The sequence below is a fragment of the Streptomyces deccanensis genome, from assembly GCF_022385335.1.
In the GTDB taxonomy this organism is placed as follows: Bacteria; Actinomycetota; Actinomycetes; order Streptomycetales; family Streptomycetaceae; genus Streptomyces; species Streptomyces deccanensis.
The window spans coordinates 4,049,041-4,069,294 of sequence record NZ_CP092431.1; the positions used below are offsets into that span (position 1 = coordinate 4,049,041).

Sequence of the window (20,254 nt, forward strand, 5' to 3'; positions counted from 1 at the left end):
GACGTAAGGAGATCGCCCCCACATGAAGTTCACCGACGGCTACTGGTTGCTCCGCGAGGGAGTCACCGCCGCGCATCCGGCCGAGGTCCTCGACGTCACCGCCACGGACGGCGGCGCCCTGGAGCTGCACGCCCCGACCCAGCCCGTCCGCCACCGCGGCGACCTGCTGAAGGGACCGGTCGTGACGATCAGCGCCCACGCCCCGATGCCCGACGTCATCGGTGTCACGTTCACCCACTTCGAGGGCGAACAGCCACGCGGCCCCCGATTCGAGCTGACCACCGAGGAGTTCACCCCGCACATCTCCTCCGACGACGAGCACGCCACCCTCACCGCCGGAGAGCTGTCGGTCCGGATCGCGCGCGGCGGCCCCTGGCAGGTCGACTTCCTCGCCCACGGCCGCACGCTCACCTCCAGCGGCCCCAAGTCGATGGGCATCATGCGCGAGGCGTCCGGCGCCCACCACCTCCGCGAACAGCTCAACCTGGGCGTCGGCACCTCCGTCTACGGCCTCGGCGAACGCTTCGGCCCGCTGGTCAAGAACGGCCAGGTCGTCGACATCTGGAACGCGGACGGCGGCACGGCCACCGAACAGGCGTACAAGAACGTGCCGTTCTATCTCACCGACGCGGGCTACGGCGTCTTCGTCGACCACCCGGGCAAGGTGTCCTTCGAGGTCGCCTCGGAGGTGGTGTCGAGGGTCCAGTTCAGCGCGGAGACCCAGCAGCTCACGTACTACGTCATCTACGGCCCCACCCCGAAGGACATCCTCCGCAAGTACACGGCCCTCACCGGCCGCCCGGCCCTGCCGCCCGCCTGGTCGTTCGGCCTGTGGCTGTCGACGTCCTTCACCACCTCCTACGACGAGGAGACGGTGACCTCGTTCATCGAGGGCATGCGGGAGCGCCGGCTGCCGCTGTCCGTCTTCCACTTCGACTGCTTCTGGATGCGCGAGTTCCAGTGGTGCGACTTCGCGTGGGACACCCGGGTCTTCCCCGACCCGGAGGGCATGCTGGCCCGCCTCAAACGCCGGGGCCTCAGAATCAGCGTCTGGATCAACCCGTACATCGCCCAGCGCTCCCCGCTCTTCGCGGAGGGCAAGGCCCTCGGCCACCTCCTGCGCCGGCCGGACGGCAGCGTCTGGCAGTGGGACCTGTGGCAGCCCGGCATGGCGCTGGTGGACTTCACCAACCCGGCGGCCCGCGAGTGGTACGCCTCGAAGCTGGAGGCGCTGCTCGCCCAGGGCGTCGACTGCTTCAAGACCGACTTCGGCGAGCGGGTGCCCCTGGACGTGGTCTGGTCCGACGGCTCGGACCCGGAGCGGATGCACAACTACTACACCCAGCTCTACAACCGCACCGTCTTCGACGTCCTGCGCAAACACCGGGGCGAGGGCGAGGCGGTCCTCTTCGCCCGCTCGGCGACGGTCGGCGGCCAGCGCTTCCCCGTCCACTGGGGCGGCGACTGCGAGTCCACGTACGAGTCGATGGCCGAGTCCCTGCGCGGTGGCCTGTCGCTCGGCCTGTCGGGCTTCGGCTACTGGAGCCACGACATCGGCGGCTTCGAGGGCACCCCCTCACCGGCCCTGTTCAAACGGTGGATCGCCTTCGGCCTGCTCTCCTCCCACAGCCGGCTGCACGGCTCGTCGTCGTACCGGGTCCCCTGGCTCTTCGACGACGAATCGGTCGACGTGCTCCGCGAGTTCACCCAGCTCAAGCTCAGCCTCATGCCCTACCTCCACGAAGCGGCGCGCACCGCCCACACCGAGGGGGTGCCGATGATGCGGGCGATGGTGCTGGAGTTCCCGGACGACCCGGGCTGCGCGCATCTGGAACGCCAGTACATGCTCGGCCCCGACCTCCTCGTGGCCCCCGTCTTCAGCGACGAGGGCGACGTCACGTACTACGTCCCCAAGGGCACCTGGACCCGCTTCCCCGACGGCGGCACGGTCACCGGCCCCCGCTGGGTCCGCGAACGCCACGACTTCCTCAGCGTGCCCCTCCTGGTCCGTCCGGGCGCGGTCGTCCCGGTCGGCGCGACGGTGGACCGCCCGGACTACGACCACGCCGACGGGGTCACCCTGCGCGCGTACGGCCTCGACCACGGCGACCGGGTGACGGTCCCGGTGGGCGGGGTGACGTTCACCGTCGTCCGGGAGGGGAACGTGCTGCGGGCGTCCTGCGCCGATCCGAGGGCGCCCTGGGGGCTGGCGGCGCACGGGCGCGAGGTCCGGGCGGAGGCGGGCACGGGGTTCCTGACGATGGATCTGGACGGGGAGTCCGCTCCCCCGGGAACGAGGACGAGGTGACCGTGAAGATCACGGACGTGGCCCGGCACGCGGGCGTCTCCCCGAGCACCGTGTCGTACGCGCTGAGCGGCAAGCGCCCGATCTCGGCGGAGACCCGGGCACGGGTCGAGGCGTCCATCCGCGAGCTCGGCTACCGCCCGCACGCGGGTGCCCGCGCCCTGGCCAGCAGCAAGTCGAAGGTGCTGGCGATGGTGGTGCCGTTACGGGCCGGGATCCATGTGCCGGTGGTCATGCGGTTCGCCGTCTCGGCGGTCACGGCGGCCCGCGCACACGACCACGACGTCCTGCTGTTGACGCAGGAGGAGGGCGAGGAGGGCCTGCTGCGGGTGGCGGACTCGGCCCTGGTGGACGCGTTGATCGTGATGGACGTCCAACTCCACGACCCGCGGCTGCCGTTGCTGCGCACGCTGGACCGCCCCTCGGTCCTGATCGGCTTTCCCGCCGACCCCTCCGGTCTGACCTGCATCGACCTGGACTTCAGGACGGCGGGCGAACTCTGCGTGGAGCATCTGGCCGGTCTGGGCCATCGCGTGGTCGGCCTGATCGGCTCCCCGCCCGAGGTCTACGTCCGCCAGACGTCGTTCGCGCAGCGTGTCGTCCAGGGCTTCACCTCGGCCGCCACCCGCAACGGCATGGCCTCCACGGTCCACCCCTGCGAGGCGACCCCGGCGGCGGCCCGCGCGGTCGCGGAACGCCTCCTGCGCGAACAACCGGCCCTCACTGGCGTGGTGATCCACAACGAGGCGGTCCTGGAACCGCTGGTCGACGCGTTCGAGCACCTCGGCCTGCGGATCCCCACCGACCTCTCGATCACGGCGCTCTGCCCGGACGACGTCGCCGCGGGCCTCCCCGTGCCCGTCACCTCGATCGCCATCCCGGCGGCGGAGGTGGGCGAGCAGGCGGTGGCCCTGCTGATGCGGAAGCTCTCCGGCACGCCCGTTCCCGAGGCCACCCTGCTCCCGCCCCGGCTGACCGTCCGGGCGAGCACGGCCCGCCGGGTGACCGCCTGAGACATGACGAAAGCCCCGCTGCTGTGGCGCAGCGGGGCTTTCGCCCACATGGGAATTGTGGAGATGGCGGGAATCGAACCCGCGTCCAACGGTGCTAAATCAGGGCTTCTCCGTGTGCAGTTCGCTGTGATTTTCTCGGCCCCGGCGATCACGCGAACAAGTCGCCGACGGGCCCAGTCACTGTTTGATTTCCCATCGAACCCCGTGACCGGGCTCGATGGTTTAGTTCCCTAGATTATGCCAGGATCCGGGTCGGGAACGCTCCCGGGCTGACACCCATTAGGGACCTTCAGTCACTGCTTATTAGGCAGCGAGAGCGAAGGTCTGGGAATCGCGCTTGGTGTTGGCGATTATTGGTTGCGACATATGGTTAACGAGATCATTGCCGCTTCCTCGACACGCTTCCCCTGCCTCAACAGCCGCTGTCGAAACCGATCATCCCCATGTTGTGTTTTCAATGCGCACACCGGCCGCGGCCGGTGTTGACACCATCGTACGTGACCAACGGGAGGGCGTGCCACCGTATTCCCGGCGGTCTCGCCCTACTGGCCCCGCTGCTTCCGCTTCGCCGCCGCGATCGCCCGGTCCGACTCGCGCCGGTCCTGCTTCTCCCGCAGCGTCTGCCGCTTGTCGTACTCCTTCTTGCCTCGCGCGAGCGCGATCTCGGCCTTGGCCCGGCCGTCCTTGAAGTACAGGGCGAGGGGCACGATCGTGTGGCCCGTCTCCTGCGCCTTGGACTCCAGCTTGTCGATCTCCTCGCGGTGCAGCAGCAGCTTCCGCTTGCGGCGCGCGGAGTGGTTGGTCCAGCTGCCCTGGTGGTACTCGGGGATGTGGGCGTTGTGCAGCCACGCCTCACCCCGGTCGATCTGGACGAAGCCGTCGGCCAGTGACGTCCGGCCCTCGCGCAGCGACTTGACCTCGGTCCCCATGAGGACGAGACCGGCCTCGTAGGTGTCGATGATCGCGTAGTCGTGCCGGGCCTTCTTGTTCTGGGCGACGATCTTCTTCTTGCCGCCCTTCTCGCCGTCCCTGGCTTTGGCGGCCGCCCCGCCCTGCTTGGGCTGGGACTCCTTCGGTACGTACATTCCCTTGCTCATAGTGCCGTCCATTTTCGCACCACACAGGGGGTGCGGGGGAAGCCGATTAACGAGCGTGGCTCACTGCCCGAGACCGCTGAGCACCGTCTCGGCCCGCCGCAGGGCGTCCTCGTCCGCTTCGAGGTCGGGGGTGATGCCCCGGCCGTCGACGCCCCGGCCGGAGGGGGTGCGGTAGTGGCCGACGGTCAGTTCGGCGACGGAACCGTCGGGGAGGCGGCTCGGCATCTGCACCGAGCCCTTGCCGAACGTGCGGGAGCCCACGACCACCGCGCGTCCCCGGTCCTGGAGGGCCCCGGTGAGCAGCTCGGCCGCGCTCATCGTGCCGCCGTCGACGAGCGCGACCAGGGGTCTGGTGGTGTCGCCGCCGGGTTCGGCGTGCAGGGCCCGCTCCTTGCCCTTGACGTCGTACGTGGCGACGAGGCCCCCGTCGAGGAAGGCGGAGGCGGCGGTGACGGCCTCGGAGACCAGACCGCCGGAGTTGCCACGGAGGTCGAGGACGAAGCCGGCGGCGTCGGCGCCCTGCTCCACGGCGGCTCGTACGAGATCGCCGGAGCCCTTGGTGAACGCGTCGACCGTGATGACGCTGGCCCCGCCGGCGGTGCGGCTCACGGTCACGTCCTCGGTGGAGAGACGGGCCCGGCGCAGTGTCGCGGACCAGGTCCGCCCGGCGCGCTCCAGCTCCAGTTCCACCTTGGTGCCGGCGGCCGCGCTCTCGGGGGTGCCGGACTTCCCGGTGCCCTCGTCGATCGCGTCGCCGCGGAGTAAGGAGACGACCTCGGTGACCGGGCGGCCGTCGACCTTCTCGCCGTCGACGCTCACGAGACGGTCGCCCGCGCGGATCCCGGCGCGGGCGGCGGGCGAGCCCTCCTGCACCCGGGTCACCTCGACACGGCCGTCGCGCTCCAGCCGGGTCCAGAGGCCGACGCCGGTGTACTCGCCGTCGAGGGCCTCCTCGAACTGCTCGTACTCGCCCTCGGAGTAGACCGCGCCCCACCGGTCGCCGCTGCGGCTGACGGCGCGCTCGGCGGCCTCCACGGGGGACTTGCCCTCGGCCATGGCCTCGGCGGCGGCGTCGGCGACGTCCTGCTCCCGGTCGGCCGCGACGGAGCGGGAGGGGTTCGCGACGGCCGTGGTCCCACGGCCCGGGGCGTCGAAGGAGCCGGTCGCGGCACCCGTGGCGAGCACACTCGCGAAGACCAATGTCAGGGCGGCCCCGCGGCCGACGCGGCGGGGCTGGCAGAACAGGTCGCGGCCTGACATGTCGGCGAGTCTAGGACAACGCGAAGGGCCGTACCGGCCCTTGCCGGTACGGCCCTCAGGGGCGTGCGTCACACCTTCAGGTACTTGCGCAGCGCGACGAACGCGGCCAACGCCGGCATCAGGAAGCTCACCGTGAGGATGAGCGGCAGCTTGACGAGGACCGCGTCCCAGCCGACGAAATTGATCAAAGGCAGGTTCTGGGACAGCGCCACTCCGTTGTCGATCACGAAGTACTGGCCCAGGCCCAGGAAGACACAGGCGATCACTCCGCCGATGACACCGGCGACCGCCGCCTCCATGATGAACGGCGCCTGGATGTAGAAGCCCGAGGCGCCCACCAGCCGCATGATCCCGATCTCACGACGACGGCTGAACGCGGAGACACGCACGGTGTTGACGATCAGCAGCAGCGCCACGACCAGCATGACCGCCATCACACCGCGCGCCGCGAGGTTCAGGTAGCCGAGGAGCTTGAAGAGGTTGTCCAGGATGCCCTTCTGGTCCTGCACCGACTGCACACCGTCACGGCCGTTGAAGGCGCTCGCGATGACCTGGTACTTCTCCGGGTCCTTCAGCTTGATGCGATACGACTCCTGCATCTGGTCCGGAGTGAGGCTGCTGGCCAGCGGGGAGTCGCCGAACTGCTCCTTGTAGTGCTTGTACGCCTCGTCCTGCGACTCGTGGGCGACGTTGTCGACGACCGCCATCTTGTCCAGGTCGGACTTGATCTGGTTCTTCTGCTCGGTCGTGACGGCGCCCTTGGCGCAGTTGGGGTCGGACTCCGCGTCGCTCTTGTTGCAGAGGAAGATCGACACGTTGACCTTGTCGTACCAGTAGCCCTTCATCTGGCTGACCTGGTCGCTCATCAGCAGCGAGCCACCGAACAGGGCGAGGGAGAGGGCGACGGAGACGATGACCGCGAAGGTCATCGTGAGATTGCGGCGGAGACCGACACCGATCTCCGACAGGACGAACTGGGCCTGCATGGCGTCTCGCTGAGCCTTTCGTGGACGGGGGCGGTCAGTGCTGGTAGCCGTAGACGCCGCGTGCCTGGTCGCGGACGAGGCGGCCCTTCTCCAGCTCGATGACGCGCTTGCGCATCTGGTCCACGATGTTCTGGTCGTGGGTCGCCATCACCACGGTGGTGCCCGTGCGGTTGATGCGGTCGAGCAGCTTCATGATGCCGACGGAGGTCTGCGGGTCGAGGTTGCCGGTGGGCTCGTCCGCGATGAGGAGCTTGGGCCGGTTCACGAAGGCCCGCGCGATGGCCACGCGCTGCTGCTCACCACCCGACAGCTCGCCCGGCATCCGCTCCTCCTTGCCGCCGAGGCCGACCAGTTCCAGCACCTGCGGCACGGACTTGCGGATCTCGCCGCGGGACTTGCCGATGACCTCCTGCGCGAAGGCGACGTTCTCGCCGACCGTCTTGTTCGGCAGCAGCCGGAAGTCCTGGAACACCGTCCCCAGCTGGCGGCGCATCTGCGGCACCTTCCAGTTGGACAGGCGCGCGAGGTCCTTGCCCAGGACGTGCACCTGGCCCTGGCTGCACCGCTCCTCCCGGAGGATCAGCCGCAGGAACGTGGACTTTCCGGAGCCGGAGGAGCCCACGAGGAACACGAACTCGCCCTTCTCCACCTCCAGGGAGACATCCCTGAGTGCGGGGCGGGTCTGCTTGGGGTAGACCTTGGACACGTTGTCGAATCGGATCACGGATGCACCACAAGCCGTCGGGAATGGATGGACGAGACTGTACCGTCCCCGGCCCCGTAAGGGGCGCGGGGAACTGCGCGACAAGCCCCCACCGGCCCGCAGCCGCGCGACCACGGCTACCAGCCCCTTTCGTAGGCGCCCGCGCAACCTCCGGCGGAACCTGGCACAGTGGTGTAGAGGAACGGTCCGGCTCCGCGAAGCGTTGAGGTATGTGTGAGGCCATTGCAAGGAGGGCGAGGCGCATGACGTACGACCGGTTGGTGTGCGCGAACTGCGCGTCCCCCGTCGCCGAGGGCCGTTGCCATGTGTGCCGGGCCAGCCGCGAGCGTCTCCAGCAGGAGAACCCCTTCGCGAGCCTGAGCCCCATGACCCTGATCGCCCTCCTGGCGATCCTCATAGCGGCCGTGGCGCTGCTGGCGCACCAGACGGCATAGGGACGCCTCGCCGCCACAGACGCGTGCGCGGGGCAAGACGTACGACAACGTAAGACGAAGGCCCGGGGCTGGCTGCCCCGGGCCTTCGTCGTACGCGTGTGGTGCTGTGCCGACCGTCTACGGTCAGGCGGCCGCGCCGCGGCCGACCATCAGGCGCGGCAGCAGACGGAAGCCGATACCGCCGACGATCATCGTGGCGGCGCCGACCAGCAGGAACGTGGTCTCCGCGGCACCCGTCTCGGCCAGCTCGCCGGTGCCGGCGCCCTGGGCCTCGGTCTCCGTGCCGGTGTCGGTGAGGGCCGAGGAGCCCTCCTGCTGAACGACCTCGTCGTTGCCACCGTCGGTGTCGGTCCCACCGGAGGTGGAGCCGCCGTCGGCGGAGCCGCCGGAGGTGGAGGAACCGCCGTCGCTGCCGCCGGAGGTGGACGAGCCACCGTCGCTGCCGCCGTCGGTGGAGCCGCCGGAGGTCCCGTTCGAGGTGGAGCCGCCCGAGGTGCCGTTGGAGGTTCCGTTCGAGGTGGAACCGCCGGAGGTGCCGTTGGACGTTCCGTTCGAGGTGGAGCCGCTGGTACCGGTGGTGCCCGTGGTACCGGTGGTGCCCGTGGTACCGGTGGTGCCCGTGGTACCGGTGGTGCCCGTGGTACCGGTGGTGCCCGTGGTACCGGTCGTGCCGGTGGTGCCCGTGGTGCCCGTGGTGCCCGTGGTGCCGGTGTCGCCGCCGGTCGTGCCGGACGTACCGATGGTGCCCGTCGTGCTGACGGCGCCGGTCGTGCCGGTCGTGCCGGCGGTGGTCTCACCGGTCGTGGTCTCACCGGTGGTCTCACCCGTGGTCGCACCCACGTTGGTGTTGCCCTCGGTGTCGTTGCCGGTCTGGACCGAGACGCCGGCCCCGAGGGAACCTCCGTCGTCGGTGCTGACATTGACGCCGACACCGAGGTCCAGCGCGGAAGCGGCGCCCGCGGCGGTCAGTGACGCGCCAGCGGCGATCACGGCACCCGCGGCTATGCGCGCCACACGGATCCGCGTCTTCTTCGTCATATGGCTGCTACCCCCAGTAGCTATCAGTAAATGGAGCAGCGCCCGGGGCCGCGATCAACGGGAGCAGTCGGTTGGTTCGAAGTCCCCCGGTTCACATGCGCCCCAGTAATGCGCATGCCATACGCCAACCTTCCCAGTTTTCCCAGCAACGTCAAGGTCGTTGCGTACGCGATGTCCCGTTCACCGCATTTGACCTCGTCAATAACATGTGAGTGTGACGTAAGACCCAGACATCCCCACACAGACAAGGCAACTGCCTCCCGAGGGAAGGCAGTTGCCTTGTCGACAAAGCGCTGAATTCGGCGGGTCTACTTCTCCTGCTGCTTGCGCCAGCGAATTCCGGCCTCGAGGAAGCCCTCGATCTCGCCATTGAACACGGCCTCGGGGTTACCGACTTCGTAGTCGGTGCGGAGGTCCTTGACCATCTGGTACGGGTGCAGGACGTACGAACGCATCTGGTTGCCCCACGAACTGCCGCCGTCCTTGAGGGCGTCCATCTTGGCCCGCTCCTCCTGGCGCTGCCGCTCCAGCAGCTTCGCCTGGAGAACGTTCATGGCGGTGGCCTTGTTCTGGATCTGCGACCGCTCGTTCTGGCAGGAGACGACGATGCCGGTGGGGAGGTGGGTCAACCGGACCGCGGAGTCCGTGGTGTTGACGCCCTGGCCGCCGGGGCCGGAGGAGCGGTAGACGTCCACGCGCAGCTCTGACTCGTCGATCTCGATGTGGTCGGTCTGCTCGACCACGGGCAGGACCTCGACACCGGCGAAGGAGGTCTGGCGCCGGCCCTGGTTGTCGAAGGGCGAGATGCGGACCAGCCGGTGGGTGCCCTGCTCCACGGAGAGCGTGCCGTAGGCGTACGGCACCTGCACGGCGAAGGTGGTGGACTTGATGCCCGCCTCCTCCGCGTACGAGGTCTCGTACACCTCGGTCTTGTAGCCCTTCTGCTCCGCCCAGCGCAGATACATCCGCTGGAGCTTCTCGGCGAAGTCGGCGGCGTCGACGCCACCGGCCTCGGCGCGGATGTTGACCAGGGCCTCACGGGCGTCGTACTCGCCGGACAGGAGGGTACGGACCTCCATCTCGTCCAGCGCCTTGCGGACGGAGACCAGCTCCGACTCGGCCTCGGCGCGGGTGTCCGGGTCGTCCTCCTCCTCGGCCATCTCGAAGAGGACACCGAGGTCGTCGATGCGACCGCGCAGCGCCTCCGCCTTCCTGACCTCGGCCTGGAGGTGGGAGAGCTTGCTGGTGATCTTCTGCGCCTCGTCCGGGTTGTCCCACAGGGACGGCGCGGCCGCCTGCTCCTCGAGCACGGCGATGTCTGCCCTCAGCTTGTCGAGGTCCAAAACGGCCTCGATCGACTCCATGGTCGAGGAGAGGGACTTCAGCTCTTCGGATACATCGACAACTGCCACGCCCCCAGCGTAACGGCTCCGCCGGGGAAGCCATGCGGGGCGGCGGGGGCATGTGCTTCGGCCGCGGGTGGGTGGGGCTTCTCGCGCAGTTCCCCGCGCCCCTGAAAAGCCGGGGCTGCGCCCCCTGCTTTTCAGGCCCGCAGGGCCTGGTCTTTTAGGGGCGCGGGGAACTGCGCGAGAAGCCCCACCGGAGCCGCACCCGCCGACGCACCCGAACCCCCGAGCTATCAGGCGCCCTCAAGGACTACCCGGCGCCGAATTCTTCGTGTCCGTCGGCGCTCCCCCGTCGTCGTCCCCCGACGTCGCCGCCCACGTCCCCACCCCCACCGCCGCGATCAACGCCACCGCCGCCGCCCCGAGGGTGATCCGACGCCGCCGCACCGCGCTCCCCCGGTTCCGCGCGGAGCCGGGCCGCGGCGCCCCCGTCGGGCGAGGCACCCGCGCCGTCCCCCGCGCACCCCCCGCCAGCTCGTCCGGCCCCGGCACCCGCATCGACGTATGGGTGTCCCGGTTGGAGTCCGGCTTGGCCCCCGGCACCAGCGGCACCGCCCCGCGCCGCACCCGCTCACGCGGCGTCGCGGTGGCCTCGGCCGGCTCCTCCTCGTACCCGTCGCCGGACTCCGTCCCCGGCTCGTCGACGTCCAGCGGCGGCATCCCCGCCAGCAGCGGCAACTGCTCCCGCAGCCGCGCCGCCAGCTCCGACGCCCGCAGCCGCGAGGCCGGCGCCTTGGCGAGGCACTGCACGAGCAGCTGCCACAGCTCCTCGGGGATGCCGGGCAGCGGGACGACGGTCTCGGTGACGTGGCGGCGCAGCACCGCGCCGGGGTGGCCGCCGCCGAACGGGGTGAACCCGGCCAGCAGCTCGTACAGCACGGTCGCGAGGGCGTAGATGTCCACGGCCGCGCGGGGCGGCAGGCCCTCGACGATCTCGGGGGCGAGATAGTCCGGCGTTCCGATGATCTTCGTGGCGCGGGTGCGGCGCGGGGAGTCGATCAGCTTGGCGACGCCGAAGTCGGTGAGGAGGGCCGGGTGCGCGCCGCCGGGGCCCAGCGGGCCCTGCATGTCCAGCAGCACGTTCTCCGGCTTGACGTCCCGGTGGACGACCCCGGCCGCGTGCGCCGCCGCCAGGCCGTCGGCGATGTCGGCCACTATGGCGACCGCCGCCTCGGGGGCCATGCGCCGCTCCCGGTCGAGGCGGGTACGCAGGTCCGTGCCCCGGACGAGGTCCATGACGAGGGCGAGGTCGTTGCCGTCGACGACGAGGTCGCGGACGGAGACCACGTTCGGGTGGTCGAGGCCCAGCAGCGCGGTGCGCTCCTGGACGAAGCGGCTGACGAGTTCCTGGTCGGACGAGAGGTCCTCGCGCAGCAGCTTGATGGCGACGGGGCCCTCCGGGCCCTCACCCAGCCACACCGTGCCGGCGCTGCCCCGCCCCAGAATCTGGTTCGCGGTGTACCGGCTTCCGATCTTCCGTCCCAAGACTGCTCCTACAGGCCGCGTGTTGGCGACAAAGCTACGCGCCCGGGGACCCAACCTTCACCGCCGAGGCGGAAATCACCCCTCAGATGTCGACAAGTCCCCAACGTGGGGCTCCGCGCGGGGCTCCGCCGGGTCCGGGGTACGCAAAGGGGGGTGGGGGGCTTGGTTGCGTCAGCGGGTGCGGGTGCGTGGGGGCTGGTCGCGCAGTTCCCCGCGCCCCTGAAAAGCAGGGGCTGCGCCCCGTGCTTTTCAGGCCCGCAGGGCCGTGGTCTTTCCAGGCCCGCAGGGGCCTGGTCTTTTAGGGGCGCGGGGAACTGCGCGAGAAGCCCCACCGGAGCCGCACCCGCCGACGCACCCGCACCCCCGAGCTATCAGGCGCCCTACGAACCGGAGCCGTTGTCCAAGTCCCGCACCCACTTGCCCACATCGCCGACCCAGTCCGAGAGCTGGCCCCACCAGCTCTTCCCCGTGCCCACCCACCCCTGCAGCGGAGTGAACTCCCAGATCAGCCAGCCACCGACGAAGAGCAGCACGATCATGAACAGGCACCCCTTGAGGCACCCCAGCCCCGGGATCCGCATCGGGTTGGCGCTGCGCTGACGCGGCGGCCGGGGCTCACGCGGCGGCCGCGGCTCACGCTGAGGCCGGGGCGCCGGCTGCTGCGGCTGCGGCGCGGGCGCGTACCGCTCCGGCTGCCGACGCTGCGGCTGCCGCGCGGGGGCGGGCGCGGGCGCGTACGGCTGCTGTTGCTGCTGCGGGTGCCCGTACCCGGGGCCGGGCCCGCCCTGCGGCGGTCGCTGCTGGCGGCGCGGCTGCTGCTGGGGCTGCTGCGGAGGCTGCTGCGGGCGGCCCGCCTGCCGCTGGGGGCGGCGGCGCAGCGGGTCCTCGCTGGGGTCGAGGTACTGGACCTGCGTCTGCTCGTTGCGGTCGCGGGCCGCGCGGAGCTGGTTCTGCCAGGGGTGGGGCTGCTCGGGCGGCTGCCCGCCGGGGTCGTGCGAGGGGACCGGCGGCATGACGGACGTCGGGTCGGCGCCGGAGGTGTGCGGGAGCACGGTCGTCGGGTCGCCCGCGCCCGCCGGTCCCGAGGTGTGCGGGAGGACGCTGGTCGCCGCGTTCGGGTCGTAGGAACCCGCGCCGTGCGGCAGCACCTGGGTCGGGTCGGCCGAACCGAACGGCTCGGGGGCGCCCGGCACCTGTGCGGGCGCCGGGTCGGGGGCGAGGATGTGGCCCACGCCCTCGGCGGCGGCGATCTGCATGGAGTTCGCGTGCACGCCGACGCCCTCGGCGACGATGCGGAGCGCGCGGGCGAGGTTGACGGCGCTGGGCCGCTCGCGCGGGTTCTTGCGCAGGCAGCGCTCGATGACCGTCCACAGCGGGTCGGGGACGGTGGAGGGGCGGCGCGGTTCGGCGCTGAGGTGCTGGTGCAGCACTTCGAGCGCGGACTGGCCGTTGAACGGCGGGCGTCCGGTGACCAGTTCGTACATGAGGATGCCGGCGCCGTAGATGTCGACGGCGGAGGTCTGCGGCTGGCCCTCGGCGGACTCGGGGGCCACGTACGCGGGCGTGCCGACGAACTCGCTGGTCCGGGTCAGGCCGGGGGAGTCGGCGAGCCGGGCGATGCCGAAGTCCGTCAGCATCGGGTGCATCTCGCCGCCGTCCTGCCTGAGCAGGACGTTCGCGGGCTTCAGGTCGCGGTGGACGACGCCGTCGGCGTGGCTGGCGGCGAGCGCGTCGGCGATCTGGGCGGTCATCAGGGCCGCGCCGACCGGCGAGAGGGGGCCGTTCTCCCGGAGGTAGCGGTGCAGGTCGGGGCCCTGGACCAGGTCCATGACCAGGGCCAGCAGATCGCCCTCGACGACGAGGTCCCGGACGCGCACGATGTTCGGGTGGGTGAGCCGGAGCAGGACGGAGCGCTCCCGCAGGAACCGCATCACGATGTCCGCGTCGCTCGCGAGCTCCTCCTTGAGGACCTTGATCGCGACGGTCTCGCCGGGGTGGCCGGGGACGGCCGCCTCGGCCCCGGCGGTCTCCCGCTGGCGGGCGCGCCAGACCGTGCCTGTGGCGCCGCGTCCAATCGGCTCCTCAAGGAGGTACTTACTGCCTACCGGCCGCACGTCATGCGCTCCCTGTTGCTTGCTTGCCTGGTCACGCCCTGAGTTCCCGCGGACGTTCCGACCACTGTAGTGCGGCCGTCCACGGGACCGGGCTGTTCACTTCCCGACTCTTCCTGCCCACTCTGTCCGCTTGCTGTGGTTCGAGTACGTACGGGTACCCGTGTGCGTTCGATGGAAAGACGCTCCCCGATGGGCGGTTGGTTGCCGTGCGGGGGTATGCCGGGTTCCGGATGCGGACGGGAGCGATCCCGAATGCGGCCGCGATACGGACGTGACCGATCTCAAGTGATCAACTGGCGGGCACTGGTCAGGCATTTTTGGGGGCAGAGCCGACCAATCAAGATCACTTGACGCTGGGCGGCGGGCGAGTTGTCAGTGGCAGGTGCGAGGATGCCTCCAGTACTGGCCGACGTGCCCGTGAAGCGGTGGGGGAAGTCTGCGGTGGGGACCGCGCAGTCTCGTCCTCGTCGTCGCGGGTGCCCGCGCGGAAGGGACCGCTGACGGCGATGCAGATCCGGCTGACCGTCGTAGACCCGCTGGGACCGCCCTCCGAGCCGCGAGGACGTGCCACGGCCTGCGACGTGCTGGTCACGGCGCCCGCCGGGACGGCCCTCGCCGCCGTGGCCTCGGGGCTCGCCTCCGCCGTCGGGGAGGGTGGCGCGGAGCGCCTGGAGCGCAGTCGGGAGACCGGCGGCGGGCAGGTCGTGCTGTACGCCGGCGCCGAGCGCCTCGACGCCCAGCGCTGCACCCTGGGCGAGCCGCCCCTCATCGACGGCGCGGTGCTCTCCCTGGGCGCCCCCTCCGAGCCGGGCCCCGAGGTCGACGAGGCCGCCGCACAACTGCATGTCGTGGCCGGCCCCGACGCCGGCGGGGTCCATCTGCTGCACGGCGGCAAGATCCACATCGGCCGCTCCGCCGACGCCGACGTCCCGCTCGACGACCCGGACGTCTCCCGCCTCCACTGCGCGGTCACCCTCTCCGCCGACGGCCGGGTCTCCGTGGTCGATCTCGGCTCCACCAACGGCACCACCCTCGACGGCACCCGCGTCGGCGACCGCCCGGTCCGCCTGGCCCCGGGCGCGCTCCTGCGCATCGGCGAGTCCGCGCTCCGGCTGGCTTCGTCGTCGGGGGCGCGGGGGGTCGGTACGACACCTGACGGGGAGGGGCATGTCCGGGTCGCCGCGGGGGGCGGGGCGGCGGCGGGGGGTGACGGCGGGGCCGGGGCTGGTGCGGGGTCGAGTGCCGGTTCCGGTTCTGGTGTCGCTTACGGTTCCGGTGCTGGTGCCGGGTCCGGTACTGATTCCGGCGTTGGTTCCGGTTCCGGCGGGGTGTCTCGTGGGGGTACGGGAGCGTCGCGGGGCGATGGTTCCGGGCACGGGCGGGGCGAGCGGCGGACAGTGCCGGGGCAGGGCGGGGTACCCGGCATCGAGCGGACGACGGGGAGTGCGGGGTCCGGTGCGACCGGAGGTGCGGGTCGGGGGGCCGCGCCCGGTACCGGCAAGGGGCCTGCGCTCGACGGCACAGGCGAGCCCGGTGGGGGCGCGCTCGGGGCGGAGGCCCACGGCCGTCCCCGCGACACCCATGATTCCCTCGGCGGTGCCCGGGGTTCCCGCGCCGCCGACCACCCGCACGGTTCCGGTGACCCGCGCGGCGGCGACGGCGCCCACGGCGGCGGCTCGCACGGCTCAGGGGGCTCGCAGGGCGCGGGGGGCTCGCGCGCCGGTGAGCCCGGTGGGCCCGGTGACGGCGGTCTCGGGAGCGGCGGATTCGGAAACGGCGGCGACGCCCCCGAGTCCGGCACCCGCAAAGGCACGCCCCTGCGGGGGACGGACGTGCCGCGTGGGGTGCGCAAACGGGGCGGGTTCGGGGCCTGGGCACGGCGGCTGACCGGCGGGCGGGCGCAGTCGGAGGCCGAGTACGACCCGTACGAGTACGACACGGAGTACGACGAGGACGAGCGCGGGGCGCTGGCCTCGGCGCTCCCGGCGGCCGGGGAGCGGCTGCCGGAGACCTGGCCGGACCTCGCCGCGCTGTTGCTCACCGCGCTCGGGCCCGGCGCCCGGCTGTGGGAGCGGGGGCCGGGGCACCCGGAGGCGCTGACGGTGCGGCTCGGTACGACCGACCGGGTGGCGCCGGACGGGTCGGGCCTGTTGCCGGCGGTGCCGGTGACGACCGGGCTGCGGGAGGTCGGCGCGCTGGGGCTGGCCGGACCGCGCCCCCGGCTGCTGGGGCTGACCCGCGCGGTCGTGGCCCAGCTCGCCGCGCTGCACTCCCCCGACACCCTGGAACTGGTCCTGATCAGCGCGGACCGCGCCCGTTCCGCCGAGGAGCGCACCACCGACTGGTCCTGGCTCGGCTGGCTCCCCCATCTCCGCCCCGCCCACGGCCAGGACTGCCGCCTCCTCCTCGCCTACGACCGCGAGCAGACGACCGCCCGGCTGGACGAGTTGCTGCGCCGCGTGGAGGACCACGCGGCGGACACCGCGGGCCACGCGCCCGGGAGCACACCGGGTGCCGGCAGCGGACGTACGACGACGACCGGGGCGGCGGGGGCGACGAGTTCGGCCGATCGCGGGACCGGGGCCGCCGAGGGCAGCGCGGGCCGGCGGGGCGCGCGGCGGCCGTCGTGGGCCCGGGACGACGGACCCGCCGGCGGTGACTTCGTCGGGCCGTACACGGTGGTGATCGTGGACGGGGACCCCGGGGGCGCGGACGTGCGCGAGGCCGTGGTGCGGCTGGCGCACGAGGGGCCGGTCGCCGGGATCCATGTCGTGTGCCTCGCCGAGACGGAGTCCGCGTCGCCCGCCTCACCGGTGGCGGAGACGTACACGGCGGCCTGCGAGGTCTCCCCCGCGTTCCGCGCGTGCGGGGCCGTCGCCCTGCTCAGCGGTGACGTCGCCACGGCGCTGCGGTTGCTGCGCGTCGCCTCCGCCGGGTACGGCGCGGTGCCGGGGCCCCGTGACGGCGCCGGAGGCTCGGGGGGCGCGCATGACGGGCCCGTGGGACGTTCGGGAGCGGCGCGTGTCGGGGCGGCCGGGCGGGGCGTGGAAGGCGGGATTCCGTCGCGGGAGCCCGTGGACCACGCGCGTGGTACGGCGTCCGACGTCTCGCCGGGGCGCCCCCGCCCCGACCACGCGGACCCCGCCGTGGTGAGCCGTACGCACACCGCCCTCGACCTCTCGGGCGGCGCGCTCTCGGGTGCCGACGAGCGGACGCACCCCGGCACCCGGGACCTCCCCTCGCTCGACGCGCGCGAGGCGCCCGGCCTGCTGAACCACGGCACGGTGGCCACGCTGGACGCGGTGTCGGCGGCGTGGGCCGAGCGGTTCGCGCGGGCGCTCGCGCCGTTGCGGACGGACGCGGCGGTCGCCGACCGCCAGGCGCGGGTGTCGGCGCCGTTGCCGCAGTCGGCGCGGCTGCTGGACGAGTTGGGGCTCGCGCGGGCCACACCGGCGTCGCTGATGGCGCGCTGGGCGGACGCGGGGGACGACACGACGGCGCTCGGGGGGCGTGCCTGGGCCGTGCTCGGCGCCGGGCCGCGCGGGCCCGTCTCCGTGGACCTCGTCGCCGAGGGCCCCCATCTGCTGATCGAGGGGCCGGTCGGCAGCGGCCGTACGGAGCTGTTGCGGGCCGTAGCCGCGTCGCTCGCCGCCGCCGAGCGGCCCGACCGGCTGGGCATCGTCCTCGTCGACGGGCGGGACGGCGGTGGCGGTGGCGCCGCCGGGGCGGGCGGTGGCCGGGGCGGGGAAGGGCTCGGGGTCTGTACCGACCTGCCCCATGTGGGCACGCATCTCACGGCCAACGACCCCGTTCGGATGCGGGAGTTCGCCCAGTCCCTGATCTCCGAGCTGAAGCGTCGGTACGAACTGCTGGGCGGGCTCGGGTTCGTGGAGTGGCACACGCGGCGTGAGGTGTCGGGTCGTATCGTCCCGCAGCGCTCGGCGGCGTCGGCGGCGTCGGGGTCCGGGTCGGCGAAGTCCGTGGCACCGGGGGCGGGTTCCTCCGGCACGGGCGCGTCGGGGCCGGGGTCCGCGCAGGCGGCTTCGGCCGGGGCCGCCGACCTCGACTCGTCCTCCAGCTCCACGCTGCGGCTGCGGCCGAGCCGGAGGAGCAGCGAGCAGGACGGCCGGGGCGGGGCCGGGAAGGGCTTCGCCTCGGAGCTCCCCCGGCTCGTCGTGATCGTCGACGACCTCGACGCGCTGCTGTCGCCCCCCTTGGGTTCCACGGGGCGGCCGGCGGCCGGTTCGGTCGTCCGGGCCCTGGAGGCGGTGGCCCGGGAGGGCGAGCGGCTCGGGGTGCATCTCGTGGCAACGACCGGTGGGGGCGGGCCGAAGGGCGACAGCGAGCTGGCGCGGGCGGCCGGCGGGCGGGTCGTGCTGAGCGCGCCGGTGCCGGGGCCCGACGAACCGGCGCCCGGGCGGGGTGAGTTGCTGGGTGAGGGCGGTCGTACGACCGCGTTCCAGGCGGGCCGGGTGACGGGGCGCATCCCGCGCACGGCCACCCTCCGGCCGACCGTCGTCCCGCTCGACTGGACCCGGATGGGCGACCCGCCGGCCCGCCGCCCGGTACGGGAGTTGGGCAACGGCCCCACGGACCTGGCCCTGCTCGCCAGCGCGTTGGACCGAGCGGCCCGAGAGGTCTCGGCACCGCCCGTACCGTCCCTGCTCTGACCACGGGCCGCAGGCCCGTCAGGGGCGCGGGGAACTGCGCGAGCAACCACGACGGACGGTCACCCGCCCCACGTCGGGACGCCCCGCGGCGCACCGGCGTACCCGACCCCGCAGAGCGCGCACCCGGCGGCGCCATGGTCACGACGGCATCACGATCAAGACGTTGACGCGGCAGGCGCTCTTGCCGCCCCCGGGCACCCGGCGTAGACCAGAGCGCACGGGACAGCGCTCTACGTTCGACGACGCACGGAGAACGGGGTCAGAGATGCGCAACATCCACCGCACAGCTCGCAGTGCACGCACCGGCCGTATCAGCCGCATCGGCCGCACACGCAGGCCCAACCGCCTTGGCAAACCCGCCCATCCCCCCACGTCCAGGGCCTTCGCGGCGCTTGCCGCAGGCGTCCTCGCCCTCTCGCTCACCGCGTGCGGCGGTGACGACGACAAGGGCGACGGCGGGGACAACGGCAACGACGGCGGCACCGAGGCCACCGTGGAACTCCCCAAGCTGGACGGCCAGAAGCTGGAGGTCGCGGCGGTCTTCACCGGCCCGGAGCTGGACAACTTCCAGAAGGTGCTGGACGAGTTCGAGAAACGCACCGGCGCCTCGGTGACGTTCGTGCCGACCGGCAACAACACGTCCACGTTCCTCGGTACGAAGATCGAGGGCGGCAAACCGCCGGACGTGGCGTTCCTGCCGCAGGTCGGCGTGTTGCACCAGTTCGCCGAGAAGGGCTGGGTGAAACCGCTCGGCAGCGAGGCCCAGGCCCAGTTGGACAAGAACTTCTCGGACGGCTGGAAGGACCTCGGCGCCTACGAGGGCAAGCAGTACGGCGTGTACGCGAAGGCCGCCAACAAGTCCCTCGTCTGGTACAACACCGCCGCGTTCGAGGCGGCCGGGATCACCGAGGAGCCCAAGACCTGGGACGAGTTCCTGCAGACCGCGCAGACGCTGTCCGACGCCGGCTCGCCCGCCGTGTCCATCGGCGGCGCCGACGGCTGGACGCTCACCGACTGGTTCGAGAACGTCTATCTGTCGCTGGCGGGCCCGGAGAAGTACGACCAGCTGGCCAAGCATGAGATCAAGTGGACCGACCCCTCGGTGAAGGACGCCCTCACCAAGCTCGCGGAGCTGTGGGGCAAGGACGAGCTGATCGCGGGCGGGGCGTCCGGCGCGCTCCAGACGGAGTATCCGAAGTCGATCACGCAGACCTTCACCGGGGACGCCCCGGCCGGCATGGTCTTCGAGGGCGACTTCGTGGCCGTCACCATCAACGGCGACACAGACGCCAAGATCGGCACGGACGCCAAGGTGTTCCCGTTCCCGGCGGTCGGCGACGACTCCCCCGTGGTCACCGGCGGCGACGCGGCCGTGGCGCTGAAGGACGGCAAGGGAGCGCAGGCGCTGCTCACCTTCCTCGCCTCGACCGACGCGGCGGAGATCTGGGCGGCGCAGGGCGGCTTCCTCTCCCCCAACAAGGAGATGGATGAGGGCAGTTACAAGGACGACGTGACCCGGGAGATCGCCAAGGCGCTGCTCGCGGCGGGTGACGACTTCCGCTTCGACATGTCCGACCAGGCCCCGGCGGCGTTCGGCGGCACCCAGGGCGTCGGTGAGTGGAAGGACCTCCAGGACTTCCTGAAGAACCCCGACGACGTGGCCGGTGCGCAGAAGCAGTTGGAGACCGACGCGGCCAAGGCCTACGGGAACGGCTGACGGCG

General features: G+C 72.0%; 13 protein-coding genes and 1 other RNA gene. 5 read left to right on the forward strand and 9 right to left on the reverse strand.

What is annotated here, in order from left to right:
- Positions 1-22 precede the first annotated feature (22 nt).
- On the forward strand, positions 23-2,308 hold the full coding sequence (gene yicI / locus L3078_RS18090; protein ID WP_239754851.1) for an alpha-xylosidase: 2,286 nt from the start codon (positions 23-25) through the stop codon (positions 2,306-2,308).
- Positions 2,305-3,318 (forward strand): LacI family DNA-binding transcriptional regulator, encoded by a 1,014-nt coding sequence (locus tag L3078_RS18095; protein WP_239754854.1) that lies wholly within the window; start codon positions 2,305-2,307, stop codon positions 3,316-3,318. Before yicI ends, L3078_RS18095 begins: the two co-directional genes overlap by 4 nt.
- Before the next feature lie 55 nt (positions 3,319-3,373).
- On the opposite strand, the gene ssrA is transcribed toward L3078_RS18095, so the two are convergent.
- The 5 genes from ssrA to ftsE all read right to left on the reverse strand — a co-directional run bounded on the left by ssrA (position 3,374) and on the right by ftsE (position 7,385).
- Positions 3,374-3,761: a transfer-messenger RNA gene (ssrA, locus tag L3078_RS18100) on the reverse strand.
- Positions 3,762-3,860: 99 nt separating this feature from the next.
- A complete protein-coding gene (gene smpB, locus L3078_RS18105) occupies positions 3,861-4,403 on the reverse strand; it encodes an SsrA-binding protein SmpB (RefSeq protein WP_239760365.1) in 543 nt (180 codons plus the stop codon).
- A 72-nt stretch (positions 4,404-4,475) separates the two neighbouring features.
- Positions 4,476-5,675 carry a S41 family peptidase gene (locus L3078_RS18110; protein WP_239754856.1) on the reverse strand — a complete coding sequence of 400 codons (1,200 nt, stop codon included), beginning with the start codon at positions 5,673-5,675 and terminating at the stop codon, positions 4,476-4,478.
- Positions 5,676-5,743: 68 nt separating this feature from the next.
- On the reverse strand, positions 5,744-6,661 hold the full coding sequence (gene ftsX / locus L3078_RS18115; RefSeq protein ID WP_239754858.1) for a permease-like cell division protein FtsX: 918 nt from the start codon (positions 6,659-6,661) through the stop codon (positions 5,744-5,746).
- Between the two features lie 34 nt (positions 6,662-6,695).
- Positions 6,696-7,385: a cell division ATP-binding protein FtsE gene (ftsE, locus tag L3078_RS18120; protein WP_009320785.1), complete on the reverse strand. Its 690-nt coding sequence runs from the start codon at positions 7,383-7,385 to the stop codon at positions 6,696-6,698.
- Positions 7,386-7,627: 242 nt separating this feature from the next.
- On the opposite strand from ftsE, the gene L3078_RS18125 reads away from it, so the two are divergent.
- A complete protein-coding gene (locus L3078_RS18125) occupies positions 7,628-7,819 on the forward strand; it encodes a hypothetical protein (RefSeq protein WP_005486830.1) in 192 nt (63 codons plus the stop codon).
- A gap of 123 nt (positions 7,820-7,942) precedes the next feature.
- Here L3078_RS18125 and L3078_RS18130 read toward each other — a convergent pair whose 3' ends face one another.
- The 4 genes from L3078_RS18130 to L3078_RS18145 form a co-directional block, all read right to left on the reverse strand.
- Positions 7,943-8,857, reverse strand: a complete 915-nt coding sequence (locus L3078_RS18130) for a hypothetical protein (protein WP_239754860.1) — start codon at positions 8,855-8,857, stop codon at positions 7,943-7,945.
- A gap of 308 nt (positions 8,858-9,165) precedes the next feature.
- Positions 9,166-10,269 (reverse strand): peptide chain release factor 2, encoded by a 1,104-nt coding sequence (gene prfB, locus L3078_RS18135; protein ID WP_239754861.1) that lies wholly within the window; start codon positions 10,267-10,269, stop codon positions 9,166-9,168.
- A 237-nt stretch (positions 10,270-10,506) separates the two neighbouring features.
- Positions 10,507-11,748 (reverse strand): serine/threonine-protein kinase, encoded by a 1,242-nt coding sequence (locus L3078_RS18140; protein WP_239754862.1) that lies wholly within the window; start codon positions 11,746-11,748, stop codon positions 10,507-10,509.
- 380 nt (positions 11,749-12,128) lie between these two features.
- Complete coding sequence (locus tag L3078_RS18145) at positions 12,129-13,862, reverse strand: serine/threonine-protein kinase (RefSeq protein ID WP_239754863.1); 1,734 nt, start codon at positions 13,860-13,862, stop codon at positions 12,129-12,131.
- Between the two features lie 506 nt (positions 13,863-14,368).
- Here L3078_RS18145 and L3078_RS18150 point away from each other — a divergent pair.
- Together L3078_RS18150 and L3078_RS18155 are read left to right on the forward strand one after the other, a co-directional pair.
- Entirely contained in the window at positions 14,369-18,532 is a 4,164-nt protein-coding gene (locus L3078_RS18150; protein ID WP_239754864.1) for an FHA domain-containing protein, read from the forward strand.
- Between the two features lie 265 nt (positions 18,533-18,797).
- Entirely contained in the window at positions 18,798-20,249 is a 1,452-nt protein-coding gene (locus L3078_RS18155; RefSeq protein ID WP_239754865.1) for an ABC transporter substrate-binding protein, read from the forward strand.
- Positions 20,250-20,254: the final 5 nt, after the last annotated feature.

What these genes read in the sequence shown, in the direction of transcription:
- yicI (WP_239754851.1), top strand. Translation starts at nt 23, where the DNA reads ATGAAGTTCACCGACGGCTACTGGTTGCTCCGCGAGGGAGTCACCGCC.
- smpB (WP_239760365.1), bottom strand. Translation starts at nt 4,403, where the DNA reads ATGTACGTACCGAAGGAGTCCCAGCCCAAGCAGGGCGGGGCGGCCGCC.
- L3078_RS18110 (WP_239754856.1), bottom strand. Translation starts at nt 5,675, where the DNA reads ATGTCAGGCCGCGACCTGTTCTGCCAGCCCCGCCGCGTCGGCCGCGGG.
- ftsX (WP_239754858.1), bottom strand. Translation starts at nt 6,661, where the DNA reads ATGCAGGCCCAGTTCGTCCTGTCGGAGATCGGTGTCGGTCTCCGCCGC.
- L3078_RS18125 (WP_005486830.1), top strand. Translation starts at nt 7,628, where the DNA reads ATGACGTACGACCGGTTGGTGTGCGCGAACTGCGCGTCCCCCGTCGCC.
- L3078_RS18130 (WP_239754860.1), bottom strand. Translation starts at nt 8,857, where the DNA reads ATGACGAAGAAGACGCGGATCCGTGTGGCGCGCATAGCCGCGGGTGCC.
- L3078_RS18150 (WP_239754864.1), top strand. Translation starts at nt 14,369, where the DNA reads ATGCAGATCCGGCTGACCGTCGTAGACCCGCTGGGACCGCCCTCCGAG.
- L3078_RS18155 (WP_239754865.1), top strand. Translation starts at nt 18,798, where the DNA reads ATGCGCAACATCCACCGCACAGCTCGCAGTGCACGCACCGGCCGTATC.